Origin of the sequence: Halobacteriovorax sp. ZH5_bin.2 (genome assembly GCF_043196375.1) — a bacterium.
In the GTDB taxonomy this organism is placed as follows: Bacteria; Bdellovibrionota; Bacteriovoracia; order Bacteriovoracales; family Bacteriovoracaceae; genus Halobacteriovorax_A.
In genome coordinates this window covers 65,134-85,705 of the sequence record NZ_JBEBMJ010000003.1, presented here as the reverse complement: position 1 = coordinate 85,705, position 20,572 = coordinate 65,134, and the positions used below count along the sequence as shown (strand labels likewise).

Here is a 20,572-nt window from a genome sequence, read left to right as displayed (position 1 = left end):
TTACCAATTTTAGTGCAAAAGGTGCACATGCTGTGCGTTAAATTTTAAAATAATATTTGACGGATTTCAGGTATTTAGAAGGGTTTGGCTAGAAGCCACTGGAAATTCCTAGAACATAGCGACGATCTTCTTCACCTCTAAAGTCAGAATCTGTTGTATCAACAGCGTAAGTTGAGAGATCAAATTCCATTTTACGAGTACGAATCCCAATTCCCCCAGAACCAAAGCCATCTCCATAGCCCAGCCTAAAGAAGAATATTCGACGTAGATCAAACTCGAGACCAAGTCCAAGCTTTCGTTTGAAGTCCACATCCGTATGGGCATTTAAGAAGTCTTTGTAATCTAATTCCAGGTGAACGCGTACCGTTCGACCAAGTTGAGGCGTAATTGAGAGTCCTAGATCGTAGCTTTGCTTAATTTTCTCAGGAGCACCTGCACCGGCCAACTTCTTAAAGCTACCACCAGTTGAATTATGACTTACAATTGCAAGAGTTGGAATAAAAGCATAAGGAAGTGTAATTCTCATTCCAGAAGTTACATATAACATCCTTCCACGATTATAATCCTCATCAGCAAGTGCTAAGGCCGTGCTTGGATCAGCTTCACCGATCGCTTCCTTACGAAATAAATATGTTGCTGAAACACCAAATTTAAAGATTCCTCCAAAGAGAGAAAGATTAAAGGCAGCATATGGGCCAGTATCAGTTCTTTGAGCGTATTCAAATTGATCACCTACCTGGTCACCAATGAAAGCTCTTTGTTGTACTGAGTACATATAGCCAATTGTGAAATATCTCGTTGCAAAATTTGGCATCATTTGAAAACGGCTATGGGCAACTGTTCCCTTATTTTGATCAAGTAGTTTTCTAGCACCCTCAAGAGAGAGTGCCTCAAATAAGTCACCTGCATTACCAGTGACATCACCTCCAAAGAGAGTTTCCATCCACCCCTTATTGGTTTCGAAATGAAAATTTGAAAGATGAAAGTGGCGACCACGATAAGTACCAAGTCCGGCCGGATTATAGAATGCCGCCGAAGCATCATCTACTTTACCAATAAAGGCATTTCCCATGGCCAAGGCACGTGAAGACGTGATGAGTTCTGGAAAAACTGCATCCTCAAATTGTATCGCAAAAATACTTGAGTGAATTAATAGGCAAAATAAAATCAACTTCTTCACAAGCTAATTTTACCTTAAGAAGCTACTGAATTTAACTCATGGCACAAAGTGCCTCCAGGTACAAAAAAGGCCCGTAATAACGGGCCCTTATCTATCAAAAATGTCTGATTTTAGACTATCTTTTTTTACGTCCAGGAAAACGGTGACCAACATGTCCTAGGAATTTCCCTTGGATATTCTTGATTGATTCAATTCTAGATTCAGCAAGGATATCTGTTGCTTGGTAGACAGGAATATCTTGTTCTTCAGAAATATTGAAAACTTCTAGAGTTGTATCATAGATTGAATCAACCATTCTAATTGCTTTATCTTCTGACCAACCTTCGAATTCGATCGAAACGTTCATAACACCACCAGCATTGATTAGGTAATCTGGAGCGTATAGAACACCTCTTTCCTTAAGAATTTTACCGTGACGGTTTTCTGCAAGTTGGTTATTTGCAGCACCAGCTACGATTTTACACTGTAGACGATCAATTGTGTCATCATTGATTGTTGCACCAAGTGCACATGGAGCATAGATGTCCATCTTAACGTCGTAGATTTCGTCAATCCCAACAACTTTTGCATTTGGTACTTTTTCCTTGAATAGCTCAAGGTTCTTTTCATTGATATCACATACGTAAACTTCTGCACCTTCATTGTATAGGTACTCACCTAGATAGCGTCCAACTGAACCAGCACCTTGAAGTGCTACTACTTTACCTTTTGGTGAACGGTTTCCATAAACCTTCATACATGCTGCTTCGATACCTCTGAAAACACCACGTGCTGTCCATGGAGATGGGTTACCTGAACCACCGTGGATCTCAGCAACACCTGCTACGTTATTAGTTTCAGTAAATACGTGCTCAATATCATCAACACTAATATTTACGTCTTCTGCAGTAATGTAGCGACCATTTAGAGACTCCATGAAACGTCCATATGAACGGAAAAGAGCTTCTGACTTATCTTTTTCTGGATCACCGATGATAACAGCTTTACCACCACCAAGGTTTAGTCCAGCAACAGCATTCTTATATGTCATACCTCTCGAAAGTCTAAGTACATCGTTAAGTGCTTCTTCTTCTGATTCATATGGCCACATTCTCGTTCCACCTAAAGCTGGACCAAGTACTGTGTTGTGAATCGCTACGATTGCCTTAAGGTTACAACTTGGATCACTAAAAAAGATAACTTCTTCGTGTCCGTCTTTGTATAATCTCTCAAAACTAGGCATTGTTTTTTCTCCTTAGAAAGTTTGCAATAATTACCTGAATTTACGCAGGAATTAATGATGCTAAAATAGTGCTATTAGAGCTGAAAAGAACAATAAACTTTCAAGGATGAAAACTGTATGCACAGAGTGTCACTAATTGGAAATGATGAGCAAGTAACTGAATTTACAATAGAAGAAGGTCAGACAATTTTTGACGCGATCCAAGATCAAGGACTAACTCTTCCCCACGGATGCCTAAGTGGGTCATGTGGCTCATGTCGTATACAAATAATTGAAGGCGCCGAAAACTTACAAAAGCCAGGAATTATCGAAGAAAATACCATTGAGGCCATTGCTCCAGAGCACAAAGAAGTCTCAGAAGGAAATATCCGTCTGGCCTGTCGTGCAAAAGTCACAGGTGATATTAAATTTTCGATTCTAAAATAAGTTGAATAATTGCGCGAAAGTGTTGCTTGCGATCAAAATTCCAAGACTCATTTTCACCTTTTAAAAAATCCATATTCTTCTGATCAAGAACAGTTGTTAGGTGATCCACATCGTTGATGACGACGTGACGATATGGTTTTAGTAGAGAAGACTGAAGATCTACCATCCCATCATTTCTACCGACTCTCTTATAAATATAATTTCGGCTAATCTCTAGCGATGTTTCTCGGCCCTGTTGCTCATTAATGAATGTAATAAATTGAAGTAGATTAATATTTTCTAGTGCCGCTTCAATCTTAGTAGCGTTTGTCTGCATATAGTCGGATCGCATTTGAGTTCCAACCGATTCCATACCTGTCACATCACCACCAAGTACGCTAAAGATCCATCCCATGACAGTTTTCTTAATTGAGCCTTGAATAAAGTAATCGGCCAAAACAGAGCCGTGATAAGGAGACTGCATTGAAACCCAGCCCACAACTCTCTTCGACACCTGCGGATTATTAATCAGTACATCTAAGAACTCGAGTCCACCTTTAGAGTGACTAATAATTAATAACGGCCCCTTGATCTTATCAAGCTCACTTTTAATATATTTTGAATTCTTACTAACAGGATCTTCTGATTCGACGATAATTCTTTCGAATTTTATATTATGGTCTTCGAGAAGTTCCATATAGTCACGAAAGTAATCCCCAGTAAAATACGAGAGATTCACAAGCTGACCAGATCCTTCGATTGCAGACTGAGATAAAATTCCAGGAAGAAAAACAACAGTTAAATTCGAAAGGTCCTTAACTTCAGTTTGAGTTAAGCCCTGCTTAGATTGATAAAGACTACGATATTGAGTGGTCTTATTTTGTGCCCAGACTACACTCGTAGCCAGGGCAATTAATAATATTAAGCTAAACCTAGTGAAGTTAATAATGCCGCCCTTTTCTTTCTTCTAATTTTGGCATTGATATCATCAAGGGAATCAACTGCCATATCCCAGGCCGTATAAATCTGCTTCTTCTTATTGGCCCTTAAGTCACCTGCTACATAAAAGTTTTCAATATTCGTTTCACCCTTTTCATTAGCAAGAACATAGCCTCTACCATCAATTTCTGCTCCAATGGCCTTGGCAAGTTCATTATAAACGATAGTTCCAAGCGAAACAAAAGAAAATGCTGATTCTAGCGTTCTACCACTGGCAAATTTGTAACCCTTGATTATCCCATCCTTACGCTCTCCAAGAACATCGACGATGGCCTCAGTAAACACTTCTATTTTGTAGGCTTTGATTAATTTTTGAGTCTCTTCATCAAATTGTGGAGTTTCACCATTTGTCAGAATTGACATCGAAGGCGTGTTGTATCGCTCCTTAAGCATTACAGCAACCCAAACGGCACCTGAAGTATGACCAATAATTGAAGTATGCTTGTCATAAACATGGTGACCATCACATCTTAAACAGTAATCAACTGTTTGAGCGTTAGCAAAAGGGAGAATTGGTTTAATGCTATCATTAAAGTGTGGCTGAACATCCATAATACCTGTACAGAGAACAACGAATTCTGCTTGGTACTTTTCACCATCACTATCAATTAATTCAAAACTTCCATCACTTTGTTTTGTGACTTCGGTAACACCCTTCCCCTTAACGAAAGTTAGATTATCTTTAAACTCTGATTCTTGAATCCACTCAAGAGTCTCTTTATTTGGCTCTTCAATTCCTTTCTTGTACTTATGAGTCCCAGGCATATTCTCAACTTTATAAACCCACTTCTCACGAGAGCGCTTCTTGTCTCTTGGTGTACCAGGAAAAAGAACAACTGTATCATTATTTAAAACACCACGTAGTGTGGCCATCATACCGGCCGCGCCACCACCAATTACTGCAATTTGAAATTTATTAGACATAACTACTCCATGACTAGTTCATATTTAGTATAGTCTATCAGAAAGAGGGAATCTAATAGATTCCCTCTATGTGAGCTTTAGCTAAATTTATTTAAATTTGATTATTTAACAGGAACTTCTAACAGATCATCAGAAGTTTCAGTGGCCTCTTTGGCCTCTTTCTTTGAGAAGAAGTGCTTTTCCCCATCAACATCTTTAATCTTAACTTGCTTAATTTCGTAGTCAAAGACCTCTGTAAGCTCAAAGCTATAGCCTTCCCAAATAATGATCTGACCAGCTTCAGGAAAGTTATTTCCAAGCATATCAAGTAAGAAACCTGCGAGAGTCGAGTAATTATCGTTAAGAGGAATCTTAATATCATAATCGTGATCAAGGTCTCTTAAATTCGTCGCACCATCAATATCCGCACCTTCAATTAAGTCACTTTCATGATAGTCCTTAGTGATCTCATCAATATCATCATCGTGCTCATCTTGAATCTCACCAAGAATTTCTTCAATAATATCTTCAAGAGTAATAATACCAACGATTAAACCATTCTCATCTTTTACAAGGGCCATGTGAACTTTCTTACGATTCATATGATCGAATACCGCTTGGATCTTCATATGCTCATAAACAAAGAATGGATCTCTTAAGTGATTTACCATCGTGAAGTTATCACGTTCGGCCCTCTTTAAGAATGCAAGTTCCTTAACGTGAAGAAAGCCCTCGATATTATCAATTTCACCATCAACAACTGGGTAACGAGAGTGAATTGATTCTTCAATCTCACTAATAACTTCTTTATATGTGCTACCAACTTGAATACTTTTAATTTCTTTTCGAGGAATCATAATGTCTTTAACTTTAATCTTAGGAAATTCTAGAATCGAGTTAAAGAGATCAATTTGTTTGTGATCGATTGTATTTTCTTTCTCTGCTTTTTGAATCATAAACTCAAGGTCATCCTTCGTTACAATTCTTCCCGTCAGTTGAGCATTCTCACCAAGAACTGTGTGAATAAGCCAAACCATAATTTTAATAACAGGGTAAAGAAGATAGTAGAAAATTTGTAGAACACGAATAACAAAAAGAGATAAGCTTTCTGCATGAGTTCGCGCAAATGTCTTAGGGATAATCTCACCAAAGATTAGAATAACAAACGTTGTCGCCCCAACAGCAATCCCAATTGCATCATCCGCAAACAAGCGTGTTGCAAGAACTGTCGTTAAAGATGAAGCGAAAATATTGACGACGTTATTCCCAACTAGAATAGTTGTTAAAATCTCACTTGGGCGATCAATCATAAAAGCAATTGCTCTTCCCTTTGCACCACCTTCCTGAATTAGTTGGCTAGCACGATCGTGAGGAATCGAAAGTAGGACAGCTTCTGAACCTGAGAAAAATCCCGAGCCGATAAAGCAAATTAACAATAGGACAATCTCAAGGCTGCTTACATCAGTCATTGCCTTGTCCTTGTTTATTAAATTTTGTTGAGAGGTTTATAAAGAAGTAACAACAATAAAGCGGAGGTTCTATAAGGAGTTTCCTTGTTACGGGTAAGACTCTCTATTGAGTTACCCCTTCGTTTTGATATAAATATTTTATCAGTATTTCTGATATGATTCAATACATCATAAACCAACAAATTTCAAGGATTTGAAAGACAAACCCTAGTGATGATCGAGTTGTTCGCCTTTAAAGTCATGATCTGAGTAAACAATACGATCATTCATTTCATGGTTGAAATCATATATCTCATTGATATTACTAACCTTTCTAAAGATTGTATGACACTTATAACAAATGACTACCGGAGGAAGCCTCTTGAATAACGCAAAATCAAATACATACAAAATAATAAAAGGAGCAACAGAATAAGGAGCATATTGAGTTGTTGCCATATAAAGAGTCGCCAAGGCAGCAACAACAAAAAGCATAACACCGATCTTTCGGTTAAAGTCTTTTTGTTTGTAAAAATCTTTTCTTTCACAACACGGGCAATCGCGAAGGATACCCTTCTCGTGCTCTTCATTCATTTTCACAGGAGCTTTGGTATGACAAATTTGACACTCAACTTCACTCACCTCTTTATTAGGGTGAAAAGAAACAGCTGAACCACATTCTTCACAAGTTAAAGTAATTTCCATCATAGTAGTAACCCATATGTATAAAATAAATAAATCGCAATCATTTCACCAATAAAGACAAAAATTGTCATGGCATAGAAGATCCCAGTTGCACTTTGAATACTTCTCATACTAACAAGCTTCCATCCAAAGATACTCATTCCAAGAATAACAAGGTATCCCCAAATATCTCGCATAATAACCATTAACCAATTAAAAGCGTACCCGCCACCAAGCTCAGTTCCTGCGGCCAGATACGGCCCAAGCTTCATGTGCTCAAAGCTAGACCAAATAAGCTTAACGACAAGTAATGCCCACGTAACAAGAGTGGCCTTTTTTAATGGAACCTCTGATAATTTTGGCGTCACTAAGTACCAGTGACCAAGAATCATTGCATACGTAATTGCACCTAAGTAATAAACGGATGAACCAATATATAAGTAATTAGTTAAGTTCTTATCTTGAAAAAGATAAAGCGCATAAAATCCAATAAGGGTTGGAATCGCATATAGAATCCAAAGCGCTGTATTCTTTTCGTCATAGTGATTGTGAAGTTGATGATGGAAAAGAATACAAATCGTACTGATATAGAGAAGGATCGCTTCAAGGTCAGTGGCACTATTTCCAGTTACAATATGAGCGATGGCGGCCATGAATAAACTCACAAGACAAGTTGTTGATAGAAGCTTTTGAAAACCTCCTCCTGTCATTTTTGAATTTGCCACTGGTGCGAAAGTAAAAACTCCAAACCCCAGGGCCAGGAAGAAGTACTTTGCCATTTCAAACGTATTACTCATTCAAATTACTCTCTCGTAAAAAATGCTCAACTAAGCGCATGATAATGATTTTATTTGCTGCTGGAATATTAAGGTTTTCTACATCATTTTGAGCGTTTTCAAAAGGTATCTTTTGACTGATCAGACTCATTTCTTTTGTATATTCAGTAACATAGACATATAAAAAGACGCTTCGATCTGAATAGTCGTGCTTAAGCTGAGTAAAGAGACTAATTTTATTTAATTCATGGCCTACTTCTTCTTTAAACTCACGACGTGCTGCCTGCTCAACGCCTTCACCTGATTCAATCTTCCCACCAGGGAATTCGATCATACCATCAAGAGGGCCATCTTCCTTTCTCACTTGTCCCCATAGAACAAGTCCATCACTCTCAAGTGAATACGGGATTACAATTGCGATTTCCATAAATAAACTTTTACCCTAAAAATTTTGAAATGTTAAAAAAGCAGCGTAGCTTTTTGCGCCTTTATTGTTTATAAACCAATTGTGAGTACATTACCTTTTAAACAAAATTCAATCATATTTGCACCGATGGAAGGCGTGACGGAGGGCCCGTATCGCGAGGTCATTCAAAGAATTTTTGGAGACTGGGATTATTACTATACAGACTTTTACCGAATCCCATCCGTTGGTAACGTAAATGCAAAGACATTAATCAAACACTTTGGTGAAACATACCTACAAAAGAAGGCCCATACAGAACAGACTGCCTATCAATTCCTAACTTCAGAAATTGCTCAAACTCAACAGGCCATCTCACTTATTAGTGATATAAATTATCATCATATCGATCTAAACCTTGGCTGTCCTTCAAAGAAGGTTAATTCAAATAAAGGTGGCGCCTACCTTTTATCAGACTTAAAAGCACTCGAGAAAATTATTAAACAAATTCGAGAAGGTTTTAAAAATACTTTTACTGTAAAGATTAGAATTGGTTATCGCGATGACAGCCTTTATCTTGATCTCTTAAAGCTCTTTGAAGATTGTGGTGTCGATGGAATTACAATTCATGCTCGAACACGTGACCAACTCTACAAAGGTGTCGCAGATTGGAGCTACATCGAAAAGGCCGTCAAAGTTTCAAATCTTCCAATCATTGCAAACGGAGATATCTGGACTATTGAAGATATCAATCAAATCTTTGATCGATGTAATCCATATGCGGTTATGTGTGGACGAAGTGCCCTCAAAACCCCATGGCTGGCCTCAATTTATAAAGAGTATCAAGGAAACTTGGACTTTATCAGTGATGAATTTCTTCTGAAAGTACGTGCGCAAAACTTAGATCTCTATTTCTATGAGCTTAATAAAGAGTATAGAAAGAATGGCCTTGTTGACTCAACTATACTTAAAAGATTTAAAGCATTTTGCCGTTATCTATTTGATGACTATGAAAACCATGAAGTTATTCGTGGCCGTTTTCTTCGTGCCCAGAACATTCATGAGTTTCGTGCTCATCTAGATCAATTTGTGGCGAGTTATTCTTAATAAAGAAATAGAAAGTAATTTCAAAAAGAAGAACTCCAACAATATAGACAATACGCGCTTGTGTCGAAATCCCAACAAGTCCCACTAATAAGAAAAAGAGAAAACCTGGAAGGTGTCTTAAAACAACATTTCCCCAAGTATTATCAGGAATACGATCTTCTAAAATTGTATAGAAATTCATAACTGCATTCGCAAAATTGAATCGGCTTGTACGCCCTTCAAAATACTCATCACGATTTGGGTGACAATAGAGTCCTGCAAATGAGATTGCCGTAAAGAAGCAAATATATTCTTCAGTTGAAAAGTTAAGAAGTGCCGAAGCAATGAAAAGGATCACTAACGATGGAAGAAAATATAAATAGTAGCGAATTCCAATCTTCATGCTGCCTCCAAAAAGCCCAAAAAAGAAAGGCACCCAAAAGGTGCCTTTCTCATATTATAAATAGAAGTTATTTTACTTAGCAACTCCAACTGCTTTTGTCTCACGAACAACTGTAATTTTAATTGTTCCAGGGTAAGACATTTGCTCCTCGATTTGCTTAGCAATATTACGAGATAGCATAACAGTTTCTTCATCCGTAACCTTGTCGTTTTCAACAAAGACACGAACTTCACGTCCACCTGAGATTGCGTAAGATTTGCTAACACCTTCGAATGAGTTAACAATTTCTTCAATATCAGTAAGACGAGAAACATAAGACTCAGTAAGTGCCTTACGAGCACCTGGTCTTGCACCTGAGATCGCATCCGCTGCAGCAACAATGTGAGCAAGGATTGACTCTGGTTTTTCGTCATCGTGGTGAGCACGGATTGCGTGAACAACGTCCGCAGACTCTCCATACTTTCTAGCAAAGTCAGCACCAATAACAGCGTGAGAACCTTCAGCAGATGCATCAAGAACTTTACCGATATCGTGTAATAGACCTGCACGACGAGCTTGCTTAATATTCAGTCCCATCTCAGCGGCCATCGAACCACAAATAAATGCTGCTTCAATTGCGTGCTGGTATTGGTTTTGAGTATATGAAGTTCTAAAGTTTAGAGCACCAACTAGCTTTAGGATTTCAGGGTGGATACCGTGAACACCTATTTCCATTTGCGCTTTTTCACCTAGAGACAGAAGCTTCTTCTCAAATTCAGCTTTTGATTTATCGTGGAATTCTTCAATTTTCGCTGGGTGAATACGACCGTCAGCAATTAGCTTTTCAATTGTATCTTTAGCAATCTCACGTCTTACAACGTTGAATGAAGAAATAACAACAATCTCCGGAGTATCATCGATAATTAGATCAACACCACAAATCTGTTCGAAAGCACGAATGTTACGACCTTCACGACCGATAAGACGACCTTTAACATCATCAGATGGAAGATCTACAGTTGAGATCGTCTTTTCACCAACGTGCTCTCCTGCGTATCTTTGAATTGCAATTCCAACAATTCTCTTCGCACGGTTTTCAGCTTCTTCCTTAGCTTCCTCTTCCATACGAGTAATCATCTTAGAAAAATCAACTTGAGCCTCTTCTTTCATTGTATCAAGTAGCTCTTCTTTTGCTTGTTCCTTTGTCATAGCAGCAACTTCAGATAACTTCGATGCATACTCTTCTTGGCGAACAACAAATTTTTCTTTTTCTTTAAGAGCATCTAACTCTTTTTCTTTTACGTCTTCTTCGCGTTTTTCGACTTTCTTAGTCTTGTCATCAAGTTCATCCATTTTCGATTCAAGCTTTGCTTGTCTCTTATTAAGATCTTTTTCCTGATCGTTTAGTTCGCGTTTCACACGTTCGGCATACTTGTCAGCTTCCTTCTTTTCTTCTTGAGCTGCCTCTTTCGCCTCTTTTCTCGCTTTATAGCTAATGTCTTTTGCCTGTGCTTTGGCCTTTTCAATAATTTCGTCACCCTTAGCTTCTCTTTCAAGCACTTCTTTCTTTGCTTGAAGATTGCGGATAACAAAACCTACTGCTAGTCCAACAACAAGGAAAAGAAGTGAAGCTAAGATTAAATCCATACTCATTTCTCTCTCCTATTAATTAACTTTAATCACTTCCCTATCAGTTACGATATAATCCATTGCTTGATCATGTTCTTCAAAGGCAACTTCACTAACCAACTGTTGATTAAAGCAAATTCCAATTTTTATAACTTTCTTCTTATCAATATTAATCAATTTATCGAGGTAAATATCGTAATAACCTTTACCTCTTCCCAAGCGATGTCCCTTCTTATCAAAGGCAACCCCTGGCACTAAAATAACTTCAGGAAAAATAATTGGGTCACTTATTTTAGGAACCTTAAACTCTTTTCCAAAAGCCTGAACTTTTTCAAGTTCATTTATCGGCGTACTTCGAAAGCACATCTGCATTGAATCTTCGCCAAACGAAGGAAAACTAAAATTAGTTTTCATCTTCAAATTTAAACAATTAACTTCACCTGGAATTGGAAAGAAAACCCCTAGGTGCTTAGGATTTAAGTTTTCGGACTTTAAAAGAGAATCGATATTTGAACAGATTTTCTCAGACAGCTGTCTTTGATCATCTAAGCTTAAATTAGCTAATCCTTCTAATATCTTTTTTCGAAGCTCTTTCTTTTCAAGGCTCATCTTAGTGAGTTTTTGGAAGTGCTTCTTCAATCAATTTTAGTGCATTATCAGAAAGAGACTTAACTTCGTTAATCTCACTTCTGTATTCCCTTTCTAAAGATAGCTTTTCTTTTGCTAACTCAAGAGCAACTAAAGCCGCTAACTGTGAGTCAGAAATTGAAGGTGCCTTCTGGCGAATATTACTTGCGATTAATTCAACATACTCAACAATTTCAGTTGCTGAAACAACCTCATCTTCATTAGACTCTTTGAGTCTAAAGTTATGACCTAAAATTTGATATTCTTTTACTTCCGTACTTATATCCATAGTTATTTAATTGTAGTCCCACAAAGGATTTCAGTCAATCAATCAATTACCTACCAGTGCGTCAAGATATTCATCTAAATTAAACACACTCAGGTCTTCGACATTTTCCCCAACACCAATATAAGTGATTGGTATCTGCAGACTATCAACTATGGAAATTGCACTACCGGCCTTCGATGAACCATCACATTTTGTAAATACAAGACCAGTAAGTTCTAGGGCCTTATGAAATTCCTCAGCTTGGCGAATTGCATTTTGACCAGTAATAGCATCAATTACTAATAATGTATGATGAGGCGCATCCTCCATCAACTTCTTTAGTACGGCCTTACTCTTGGATAGCTCTTCCATCAGGTTACCAGCAGTATGCAGGCGTCCGGCCGTATCAAGAATACAATAGTCGGCCTTCTCATTAATGGCAGTTTGCAGAGCGTCGTAACCTACACCACTTGGGTTGGCCCCTTCTTTTGCGCGGATCATTGTTGCGCCTGCTCTCTCACACCAAACTTGAAGTTGGTCAACGGCTGCGGCCCTAAAAGTATCACAAGCCCCAACAACGACTTTTGCGCCCTGCTGCGTAAGCTTTGTTGCTAGTTTTCCAATTGTTGTCGTCTTGCCTGCACCATTAACACCCACAATCATGATAACCTTTGGCATACCAGTGTTGTTACCAGAGAACTCAAACAGATCCCCTTCGTTTCTTGATTGAACGTCGGCCATTTTATTTTTTAAGAATTCTTTGATGTAAATTTTAAATTGTGCTTCATTAAAATCTGCACTCTTTGCTTTTTCTTCGAGAGATTCTATTAGTTCACTTGTTGCTTTTGGTCCAAGATCTGCACCGTAAAGTAACTCTTCAACCTCTTCAAGAGCATCTTCATCAAGACCTCCATTTCCAAATAAGCTCCCAATCCTACCCCAAACACTATTGCGTGAGCTACTTAACCCTTTAGTTAGCCTTTCTTTCCAAGACTTTTCAGGAGCTGGAGCTGGTGTAGGTTCAGGCTTTGGTGCTTCTTGAACAACTTCGACTTCTTTAACTTCAACTTCTGTAACAATCTCTTTCTTAGCTTCAGAGACTTCAGGAAGTTTTGGTTGGGCCTTAGGTTTTAAGAGATAGAAAACACCTGTAAATCCGCTAATTCCAAGTGCTGAGCATAGCGCGATAAATGCATATGCCATTTCGACAGTGATTGTCATATTTAGCTGGGCCTGATCTGCCCAAGACTGTAAAAGAGCAACGAGTTGCAACATAATATATTCTCCATTTTGTGTGTTTAAGAGATATGATATGTAGGCATAAAAATCAATATTTAAGGCAAAAATTGGCGTGAAAATGACAAATAAGATCGAACTATTTCATCTACAACAAGCAATTCGAAACTTTTTCATTAAAGATGGCTTTATGGATGTGCTGACACCGCCAATTGTCGAAAATCCAGGAATGGAAGTTCATATTCATCCCTTTGCGATTCACTCCGTGCATCAAAATAAAACTCATGACCTTTATCTTCATACATCACCTGAATTCCATATGAAGGAGTTACTCCAAGAGGGGTTCGAAAAAATATTTACCATGAGCTATTGTTTTCGCGACGAGCCAAATAGCTCAACTCATAGAAAGCAATTTATCATGCTTGAATGGTACCGAGCTAAAGAAAATTATAGAAAGATCATGGACGATACAATCAACCTCTATCAATTCTGCCATGCCTACTTAAAATCAAAAGGAATCAGAGTACGTGACCTTGATGATAAGATAAAGAAAGTAACTGTTCAGGAGGTTTTTTTAGAAATTCTCAACATCGATATTCTTAAACTCATGGATCGCGACGAGCTCTATGATTTAATTGATCAAAAATTTTTAAGAATTAATCTTTCAGGAAATAAAGATGATTATGCGTGGGACGATCTCTTCTTTCTTCTTATGTATAATTATATCGAGCCAGAAATGGAGAATTACCCTTTTCTTCTTCTCTATGAATTTCCAGCGCCCCTTCGCGCACTTTCAACGATTAAGAAAGAAGACCCTAGGGTGTGTGAGCGCTTTGAGGTTTATTGCCGAGGAATTGAAATTTGTAATTGCTTCAATGAACTTACTGACTCAAGCGAACAAGTTTTACGTTTTAAGAAGGATGCAGAATTAAAAGATGAGCTTTACGGATACAGTCTTCCTTGGCCAAACAGGTTTCTAAATCAATTAGAAAAAGGATTACCGACGAGTGCGGGGATTGCACTAGGAGTCGAGCGCCTTCTTATGTCCTTAACGGGCATGGAAGAAGACGCCTTCTATGATTAATTACTGTTTCTTTTGAAGTCGATTAAATAATAAGTGAGTCTTCAAGATAAATTCTGATTTTACAATATCAGGAGTCATCTTCATGGCCCAACGATAGTGCACACCACTCTCTTTTGCAGAACGTAGTTTGCTATTCCAAATTGGAAATGCATTCGCTAACTCCGCTGAGTAAACTGCATACCAACGAGCAAACTCATCTTGAGACTTTGCCAAAAGGGCATCTTGAACATCGACTGCGTTCTCTACTAAAATTCTTTTCACAGAATAGATATTTAAAGCATCAAGTTTCTTGATATCCAAATCTTTATTAAGGTACCTTTTAAAAATCGTAACAGTAACTTCTTTAGCAGCTTTTGATGTTTGTTGATTATAATTTTCTAAGCGCTGGTAATATTGAGAAAGTACTAGTGAACGATAAACACCTTCACGTGTCCCTCCCTGCTCAAGAGTTGCATACCATTTTGATAACTCATCACGATTGGCATCTAGTTCACGCGTGGCCTTAATTAGCTCATTGATAAATGATAGATTGTACTGAGACATCTGCTCTTTAGTAAAAGGTGACTTATATTCTTTCTTTGAATAAACACTTAAGTCTTTTGCATCTTTCTTAACGATAGGAATTTCAGGAAGCTCCACTTCATCTTTTTCTCCCCAAATCTTATCGGCCAACGATGTCGATATATTTTTTTCCACAAAAGGTCTTAGCTCTTGTAGAAATGTTATTTGTGCAAATGCAGAAGTTGAAATCAAACAAATTAAGACGAATCTCTTCACAACTCTCTCCCGAATAATCAAGTATTTATCAATATAAACACTATTATAATGGGGCTTCGAATTTTTAGGAAGTTAGCAAATTTTAGCCAACAAAATTTGTCAATTTTGTGTCTACCTTCTAGGCAATTAATACCCCTAACTATCGATTAATACTGGCCTAATGAATTTAGGTAAAGATTGTTTAAGAATCATTCGATAATGAACTTATGAAAACGTTAAAAGGTAAACCGTCTCTACATTTAATATTAATCCTTCTGCTCATCGCAACTTCATGTGTGCCTGATAGCTTAACGAAGTTTAAAGAAGATGGCGCAAGCAGTGATGATGCATCAAGCTCAGTTGGTGAAGTAATCGATCCTCCGAGTGACTTTATCGATGAAAATGGAAATGAGATTGATGGAGATAAAATTACAGACCCTACTTCTGTTTTCTATGACAATGCAAACCCTTACATCTTTATTACTGGTGATCTAAATTTAGCAAATGCGACGCTTGGAAAAAATATAGTTTCACATATTGCACCATCTGGTGAGTTTGGTGACTATCTTATCAAGGGTGATGAAGAAAATTCTTTCTCACTATCAAGTGCCTCTAAAAATAATTTTTTAGATCCTATTTCGAATCCAGGGTTTAACTTTGGCTCAGATATCACAACAACATATGCTGCTCATTTTACGACTAATAATCAAACCGGAGTAATAAAGATATCAAATAGCGCTGTATCACCAGTTAGGAGTTTTACTCTTGCAGCGATTAATTTTAATTTTTACAGTCCATCAGGTGCAACGGCACAAACTCTTACAACAACATCACAGCCTAGGATAACTATTCAAGCACCTATTCCAGAAAGAATAACTTTTGAGACAGAACAGTCATTCAATTGTACAGGAACGGGGATTGGGACAGCTCCACCGGCAACACCTACAATTGGGGATGTCTACCTCAGCGCAGGTACATGTTATTATAACTACGATGGAACAAATACTAATACTGTTGCGTTTCCATTTACAGGACCAGTTTATGTAGGATTTCAATTAGATGATAATAGTGGATTCTTAAAAAATGGGCTAACTAATGAATCATTTACAACAGAGCGTGGAGCAACTGGTGTAATCACATACAAAGATAATAATAATAGTATTTACGGAACACTTTCATCAGGATCGCTTTACCCTGGAGAACTAATTGACAATGCGTTTCCATTCTCAAATAGTGAAGCGAGTATAGAAAAGATCAAATACTTTTTTCAACCTGGATCAAATATTAACTTAAGGTTAATTAATGATACATCTGAAACAACAGCTGAACATATCAGTTATAACAATAGTACAGATATTTCTATCACACCTGATCTACCTTCAACATTAAGACTTGTTAAGAATGTTGATAGTCCGTTATTTGGTTATATTATTGATACATCAGGGGCCACAGATCACTCTTATCAGTCTCCTATTGAATATACTGTTACTGTTAAGAATGATATTTCAACGAGATCATTTAAGTTTGATATTGGTATTATTAATCCACCTGATGACTTATCGTACTCTCAGCTTGTAGCCTTCAAAGTAAAAAATTTAGTACAATCTGTTTCTAACTTTACAGTTGGTCAAGAGATTGCTGCATCTGCATTTGTTCCTCTATCAGACGGAGCAACTGGAATTATCAAAAAGATTCTTGATATTGATGGTAATGAAAAATACTTAATTGTTCAGGTAATTAATGGTGAATTCGTAAAAGATGCTTCACTTGATAACTATAACGAATTTCTTGATGAAGAAGCGGTCATTCAAACTGATCCGATTGCACTTACTCATGTTATTCAAATAAACAATACTGCAGCATATACAGATCTGTATATTGCTCAAAGACCAGCTCTATGCATGAGATTTCCTTCTGCGCCTTCTGATAAATTTGCCAAAGCTATTGTAACAGGCAACCCAACAGAAGCTGGTTTAGCAAATTATCTATTTATTAATCAAACAAGAAATATTAATGATTCTAACTCAAGCGAGAACTTTATCGGTTCAATTTCTGCCCTCGAAGACTGTGACACAGCAGCTGCATATACATTAAATGAACTCTGGTCTCCTGTTATAATTGGTGAATTTTCAAATGTTGCTTCTTTAATCAGTGGAATGGATATCTTAACAAATACTGGCCGTTCAAATTGGCTAATTTCGAATATAGATGGTACTACAAACACTGGAATGCTCCAGAGTACCAATGGAACACCGATTACAATGACTCTACCTGGTGAAGCATTCTCGTCAATTAGGCCATACTCAGCTAACGCCGCTACGATTTCAGACTTTGAGACAACTCCAACATTTGAGCTTCAAAGAGGTGTTGATTCAATTATAAAAGCGACTCTACCAGAAGGAGAAGAGATCACCTATACGATAACTCCAGATCTACCTCCTGGACTTTCAATTGATCAATCTACTGGTGATATTACAGGGGCACCTACCGTTGCTGCTGCATCAAAAAGTTATACAATCACAGCAACAAATATTTTAGGAACATCTTCTTCTTCATTTAATATGCTAGTTGAAGACTACTTCGAAGTTGATGTTAAAATTGAAAATACACCGAAGTATTATGTACATAAGGATGGAGAAGATAATATCTTCAACAAATGTCGAATAAAGAAACGTGATATCGTATCAAACCCTAGAGGTTCTGTCTCGGATATCGAAGATATTGTTGATATCGATTGCTTTGCTGAAATTGGTGAAAACAATTTATACTTCAGAGACATTAAGCTTAATGCAAATGTTGGCCCTGGTATTTGTCACAGTGTTCGCTATAAACCATTCTCTTTCTTTAAAAGAAGGCCGGTTAGAACAACAAGTAGTAATATCGATTATAGTGCTGGAGCAAATTATATCATTCACCAAGTGACTGGTGCATCGACAGATTGTGCAGGTGCAACAGATGATAATACAACTGATGGACTTGGTGGTGCCACAGGGATTGCAATTAAAAATTTTTCTCAAGATGGTCTCTACGTAAACGGTGTCTATTTCGATGGTGAACTAAGTGACCTATGTAGTGGTAAGTATGATGATATTAACTGTGATACAGGGTCGTTTAGATATGGATTAATAGAGTTCACATTTACTGATGCTGATGCTGATGCAGGTACAAATTCTTCATGTGCTAACTCTGTAGTTGTGGAAACGCAAGAATGTGGTGGTAACGCTTATGCTTGTCTTAATGGTCCAATTAGAGATGCATTAGGCACAGAAGTAAACAATGGCCTTGCGAGTATCGTTACTGAATCTTATACATCTCTTAATTACGAAGCCACTCTTAGTTCTCCTGCAGAACTCGGCGCTGGATCTAACCGCTATATTGCAAATTATCATTCGAATAATTCTTGTACAGATGGTTCTACTGAGTACTACGCGGAAGGGGGAATTCTTCACTCGCTAACAGCATCAGTAAGCTCGAATGTAAATGCAATTCTAGATCCATTTCAAGGTGCACAACCAGTGTATGGGTTTGAGTGTTTAAATGAATTTTCACAGGTTATTGGACGAATCAATCTGCATATCAGAGACTGGGATACTGACTATACATTAAATGAAATTGACCTTACAGATCCAACAGGAATGGATGTTGCTCTAAATGATGCCTTCGGAACACCATACAACTACTATAGCGATTGGGATAATTTCACCTTGCCAGCAAGTTATAGTGGCTGTAATGATTCGACTGCTCCAACAGTAACAGGTGCATACGTATTACTTACGACTGCTACAGGTTCAATTGGAGAAACTGAGATCACTGTAGGAAGTACTACTGATCTATATCCAGGTATGGACATTAGAATTAATGGAGATGATTACATAATTAAAGAAGTTATTGATTCAGTATCAATAGTTCTATCGTTGCCACTTCTTAATAACGCAGGAGCTAGCAACCTAACAGGTATACGAAGAACCCCTTTTCCTGCTTATGACTGGGAATAAAAAAGTCTATTAATATACACGACCAACTAAATCAAAGTCTAATACATCGGTGATCTCAACTTTAACGAGGTCACCGATTTTTAAATCTCTCTCATTTAAGTCATTGATAATTACCTTACCGTCGATATCAGGTGCCTGACCAAAGTGGCGTCCAACGATCAGAAGATCTGTATCCTCGTGTGTTCCTTCAACAAGAACTTCTACCGTCTGCCCTAAGAATTCTTGATTAAGCTCTCTAGCGATTTCTTTTTGAACTTCATAAAGACGATCAAAGCGCTCGTCGATTACTTCTTGTGAATTCTTATCTTTTAGACGGTAAGCAGGTGTTCCTTCTTCATCTGAGTATCTAAAGATACCAAGATGGTTGAAACGAGCTTGCTTAATGCCTTCAAGGAGTTTTTCAAAATCCTCTTCAGACTCACCAGGGAATCCAACGATGATTGAAGTTCTAAGAACGATTCCAGGGATTCTTTCACGAAGTTTTGTGATACGTTCCATGATTTTTTCACCAGTAATCCTTCTGTTCATACGTTTTAGAACATAGTCAGAAAAGTGCTGAACTGGCATATCAAGATACTTACAAACTTTTGAAGAAGTCGCCATTTTTTCAATAACTTCATCAGTAAGTTCATCTGGGTAGAAATAAAACAGACGTACCCAATCAACTCCATCAACAGTTTCTAGACCAGATAGGAGTTCAAATAAGTTATTTTCATCACTCAGATCCACTCCATAATCAGATAGATCTTGTGAAATAAGATTTAACTCTCTAACACCTGTCGAAGACAGCTTCTTCGCTTCTTCAACAAGAGATTCAACGGTACGTGATCGGAGTCGTCCACGAAGAGTAGGAATAATACAGAAAGTACAATTTCTATTACACCCCTCAGAGATCTTTAGCCATGCCGTATAGAATGGAGAAGTATTAAGTCTTGGATCAAATTCTGTGTGAATAAATCTTGGAACCTCAACAAATGACTTTTTCTCTAGCTTATTATTTTCAAGTGCAGTTAAGAGTGGAACAATTTTGTTATACTCACCTGTACCAATAAACATATCAACTTCTGGTAGACTCTTTTCAAGCTCATCTGAATATCTCTGGGCCATACATCCAGAAACAACAAGGGCCTTACAATTACCTACCTCTTCGTCTTTATAATCTGCAAGATCAAGAATCATCTCAATAGACTCCTGCTTAGCAGCCTCAATAAATGAGCAAGTATTAACAACAATTACCTCGGAGTCTTGAGGTTCCGTTACAACTTTAAAACCATTTAGTCCCATATGCCCGAGCATAACCTGTGCATCTACGAGGTTCTTTGAACACCCTAGTGAAGTAAAATAAACCGTACGGTCATTAAATTTTTGGTTAACTTGAGATGAAATCTCAGACATATAATTCTCCATGTATAGCTAAAGTAGGTACTTATAGTGTTAAACCGACGTTTTTTCAATGCCTTATGTAATTTTTTTAGGAATAGAAATTCCT

At 37.6% G+C, this 20,572-nt stretch carries 19 protein-coding genes; 4 read left to right on the top strand and 15 right to left on the bottom strand.

Features of this window, described 5'->3' with window-relative positions:
- Positions 1–88 precede the first annotated feature (88 nt).
- Positions 89–1,180 carry a hypothetical protein gene (locus ABMA76_RS08850; RefSeq protein ID WP_392909763.1) on the bottom strand — a complete coding sequence of 364 codons (1,092 nt, stop codon included), beginning with the start codon at positions 1,178–1,180 and terminating at the stop codon, positions 89–91.
- Between the two features lie 115 nt (positions 1,181–1,295).
- Entirely contained in the window at positions 1,296–2,402 is a 1,107-nt protein-coding gene (locus tag ABMA76_RS08845) for a Glu/Leu/Phe/Val dehydrogenase dimerization domain-containing protein (protein ID WP_021265862.1), read from the bottom strand.
- A 117-nt stretch (positions 2,403–2,519) separates the two neighbouring features.
- Here ABMA76_RS08845 and ABMA76_RS08840 point away from each other — a divergent pair, with 117 nt between their 5' ends.
- Positions 2,520–2,828 (top strand): 2Fe-2S iron-sulfur cluster-binding protein, encoded by a 309-nt coding sequence (locus ABMA76_RS08840; RefSeq protein ID WP_392909761.1) that lies wholly within the window; start codon positions 2,520–2,522, stop codon positions 2,826–2,828.
- Here the strand turns inward: ABMA76_RS08840 and ABMA76_RS08835 are convergent.
- The 6 genes from ABMA76_RS08835 to ABMA76_RS08810 all read right to left on the bottom strand — a co-directional run bounded on the left by ABMA76_RS08835 (position 2,806) and on the right by ABMA76_RS08810 (position 8,044).
- A complete protein-coding gene (locus ABMA76_RS08835; RefSeq protein ID WP_392909760.1) occupies positions 2,806–3,546 on the bottom strand; it encodes a hypothetical protein in 741 nt (246 codons plus the stop codon). The genes ABMA76_RS08840 and ABMA76_RS08835 overlap by 23 nt on opposite strands.
- 182 nt (positions 3,547–3,728) lie before the next feature.
- On the bottom strand, positions 3,729–4,730 hold the full coding sequence (locus tag ABMA76_RS08830) for an NAD(P)/FAD-dependent oxidoreductase (RefSeq protein WP_392909758.1): 1,002 nt from the start codon (positions 4,728–4,730) through the stop codon (positions 3,729–3,731).
- A gap of 101 nt (positions 4,731–4,831) precedes the next feature.
- On the bottom strand, positions 4,832–6,178 hold the full coding sequence (locus ABMA76_RS08825) for a hemolysin family protein (protein ID WP_392909756.1): 1,347 nt from the start codon (positions 6,176–6,178) through the stop codon (positions 4,832–4,834).
- Between the two features lie 207 nt (positions 6,179–6,385).
- Entirely contained in the window at positions 6,386–6,865 is a 480-nt protein-coding gene (locus tag ABMA76_RS08820; protein WP_392909755.1) for a hypothetical protein, read from the bottom strand.
- Positions 6,862–7,638, bottom strand: a complete 777-nt coding sequence (locus ABMA76_RS08815; protein WP_392909753.1) for a hypothetical protein — start codon at positions 7,636–7,638, stop codon at positions 6,862–6,864. Before ABMA76_RS08815 ends, ABMA76_RS08820 begins: the two co-directional genes overlap by 4 nt.
- Positions 7,631–8,044 (bottom strand): NUDIX domain-containing protein, encoded by a 414-nt coding sequence (locus ABMA76_RS08810; RefSeq protein ID WP_392909751.1) that lies wholly within the window; start codon positions 8,042–8,044, stop codon positions 7,631–7,633. Before ABMA76_RS08810 ends, ABMA76_RS08815 begins: the two co-directional genes overlap by 8 nt.
- Positions 8,045–8,125: 81 nt before the next feature.
- On the opposite strand from ABMA76_RS08810, the gene ABMA76_RS08805 reads away from it, so the two are divergent.
- Complete coding sequence (locus ABMA76_RS08805; protein ID WP_392909750.1) at positions 8,126–9,127, top strand: tRNA dihydrouridine synthase; 1,002 nt, start codon at positions 8,126–8,128, stop codon at positions 9,125–9,127.
- Here ABMA76_RS08805 and ABMA76_RS08800 read toward each other — a convergent pair.
- From ABMA76_RS08800 to ftsY, 5 genes are all read right to left on the bottom strand, one after another.
- On the bottom strand, positions 9,045–9,509 hold the full coding sequence (locus tag ABMA76_RS08800; protein WP_393061401.1) for a hypothetical protein: 465 nt from the start codon (positions 9,507–9,509) through the stop codon (positions 9,045–9,047). The two genes, ABMA76_RS08805 and ABMA76_RS08800, sit on opposite strands and share 83 nt — an antisense overlap.
- A 72-nt stretch (positions 9,510–9,581) precedes the next feature.
- Positions 9,582–11,135 (bottom strand): ribonuclease Y, encoded by a 1,554-nt coding sequence (gene rny, locus ABMA76_RS08795; RefSeq protein ID WP_392910189.1) that lies wholly within the window; start codon positions 11,133–11,135, stop codon positions 9,582–9,584.
- 18 nt (positions 11,136–11,153) lie between these two features.
- A complete protein-coding gene (locus ABMA76_RS08790) occupies positions 11,154–11,756 on the bottom strand; it encodes a 5-formyltetrahydrofolate cyclo-ligase (RefSeq protein ID WP_392909747.1) in 603 nt (200 codons plus the stop codon).
- Positions 11,728–12,033: a cell division protein ZapA gene (gene zapA / locus ABMA76_RS08785; protein WP_393061399.1), complete on the bottom strand. Its 306-nt coding sequence runs from the start codon at positions 12,031–12,033 to the stop codon at positions 11,728–11,730. Before zapA ends, ABMA76_RS08790 begins: the two co-directional genes overlap by 29 nt.
- Positions 12,034–12,075: 42 nt before the next feature.
- Positions 12,076–13,287: a signal recognition particle-docking protein FtsY gene (gene ftsY / locus ABMA76_RS08780; protein ID WP_392909743.1), complete on the bottom strand. Its 1,212-nt coding sequence runs from the start codon at positions 13,285–13,287 to the stop codon at positions 12,076–12,078.
- 82 nt (positions 13,288–13,369) lie between these two features.
- Here ftsY and epmA point away from each other — a divergent pair, with 82 nt between their 5' ends.
- On the top strand, positions 13,370–14,332 hold the full coding sequence (gene epmA, locus ABMA76_RS08775) for an EF-P lysine aminoacylase EpmA (RefSeq protein ID WP_392909741.1): 963 nt from the start codon (positions 13,370–13,372) through the stop codon (positions 14,330–14,332).
- Here the strand turns inward: epmA and ABMA76_RS08770 are convergent, their stop codons facing one another.
- Entirely contained in the window at positions 14,333–15,109 is a 777-nt protein-coding gene (locus ABMA76_RS08770; protein ID WP_393061397.1) for a hypothetical protein, read from the bottom strand.
- A 206-nt stretch (positions 15,110–15,315) separates the two neighbouring features.
- Between ABMA76_RS08770 and ABMA76_RS08765 the strand changes: the two genes are divergently transcribed.
- Positions 15,316–19,083 carry a putative Ig domain-containing protein gene (locus ABMA76_RS08765; protein WP_393061395.1) on the top strand — a complete coding sequence of 1,256 codons (3,768 nt, stop codon included), beginning with the start codon at positions 15,316–15,318 and terminating at the stop codon, positions 19,081–19,083.
- Positions 19,084–19,092: 9 nt separating this feature from the next.
- Here the strand turns inward: ABMA76_RS08765 and rimO are convergent, their stop codons facing one another.
- Positions 19,093–20,478: a 30S ribosomal protein S12 methylthiotransferase RimO gene (gene rimO, locus ABMA76_RS08760; RefSeq protein ID WP_393061393.1), complete on the bottom strand. Its 1,386-nt coding sequence runs from the start codon at positions 20,476–20,478 to the stop codon at positions 19,093–19,095.
- Between the last annotated feature and the right edge of the window lie 94 nt (positions 20,479–20,572).